The organism is Solidesulfovibrio sp. C21 (assembly GCF_047785625.1).
Taxonomy (GTDB): Bacteria; Desulfobacterota; Desulfovibrionia; order Desulfovibrionales; family Desulfovibrionaceae; genus Solidesulfovibrio.
Genome location: NZ_JBLODY010000161.1, coordinates 1 through 1,345, shown reverse-complemented (window position 1 = coordinate 1,345; position 1,345 = coordinate 1). Strand labels below are relative to the sequence as shown.

1 protein-coding gene is annotated in these 1,345 nt (G+C 66.2%); it reads left to right on the top strand.

The window, feature by feature from the left end; genetic code table 11:
- Window positions 1-93: 93 nt before the first annotated feature.
- On the top strand, window positions 94-1,293 hold the full coding sequence (locus tag ACMZ6R_RS20455; RefSeq protein WP_416114803.1) for an aspartate aminotransferase family protein: 1,200 nt from the start codon (window positions 94-96) through the stop codon (window positions 1,291-1,293).
- The last annotated feature ends 52 nt before the right edge of the window (window positions 1,294-1,345 follow it).

Genomic DNA, 1,345 nt, shown 5'->3' with positions numbered 1-1,345 from the left:
GGGTGGGGGTCCGGGGGAGGGAACCCCTTTTTGCAAAAAGGGGTTCCCTCCCCCGGTTCCTCCGTTTCCTCCCTCCCCCCAAGGAGGAATGCGATGAGCGAGGCGTTCGACGCGCTGAAGGCGCGGGAGCAGGCAGCGGTCATGAGCACCTATGGCCGGTATCCGTTGGCCGTATCCTCGGCCAAGGGATGCCGTCTGTATGATCTTGATGGCCGTGAATACATTGACCTTTTGGGCGGGATTGCCGTGTGCAACCTGGGGCATTGCCGCGAGGAGATCGCCGAGGTGATCGCGGCCAAGGCCCGCGAGCTCGTGCATGTGAGCAACCTTTTCTACCAGCGTGAGCAGGTGGAGCTGGCCGAGGCGCTCAAGGCCACCTGCCATGCCGGCAAGGTGTTCTTTTGCAATTCCGGAGCCGAGGCCAACGAAGGCGCCATCAAGCTGGCCCGGCGCTACATGCGCACGGTCAAGGAGCGCGATGCCTACGAGATCGTCACGCTGACGCATTCCTTTCACGGCCGCACCCTGGCCACGCTGACGGCCACCGGGCAGGACAAGATCAAGTTCGGCTTCGATCCGTTGCCCGAGGGATTCGTGACCGTGCCGTCCGGCGACATCGAAGCCATGCGGGCGGCCATCGGGCCGCACACGGCGGCGGTGCTGGTGGAGTGCATCCAGGGCGAGGGCGGGGTGAACCCGCTGTCCAAGGAGTACGTGACGGCCCTGGCGGCGCTGTGCAAGGAAAAGGACATCCTTTTCATGTGCGACGAGGTGCAGTGCGGCATGTGCCGGTCGGGCCGGTTCTGGGCCTTCCAGAACTACGGCGTCGAACCGGACGTCTTCACCTGCTCCAAGGCCCTGGCCAACGGGCTGCCCATGGGCGCGGTGCTGGCCACGGACGCCGTCGCGGCCGGATTCGTGCCGGGAGCCCATGCCACCACCTTTGGCGGCGGGGCGCTGGTGTCGGCCGCGGCGACCAAGACCCTGGCCATCATGCGCGACGACCATCTGGCCGAGCGGGCGGCGCGCATGGGCGACTTCGCCAAGGCCCTGTTCGAGGATGTGAAGACCCAGTGTCCCGGCAAGATCGAGACGATTCGGGGCATGGGGCTCATGCTCGGCATCGTGCTGACCTTTCCCGGGGCGGATGTTTGGAAGAAACTGCTCGATCGCGGGTTCGTGCTGAACCTCACCCAGGGCAACGTGCTGCGGCTGCTGCCGCCCCTGGTCATCGAGCAGGAGGACCTGAAACTCTTCGCTTCCGCCCTGGCCGACGTCCTGGGCGAGGTGTAAGCGCAGGCAGGGGAGGCAGGGGGTGCAGGGGAGGCTCTGCCTCCCCTGCACC

What these genes read in the sequence shown, in the direction of transcription:
- ACMZ6R_RS20455 (WP_416114803.1), top strand. Translation starts at nt 94, where the DNA reads ATGAGCGAGGCGTTCGACGCGCTGAAGGCGCGGGAGCAGGCAGCGGTC.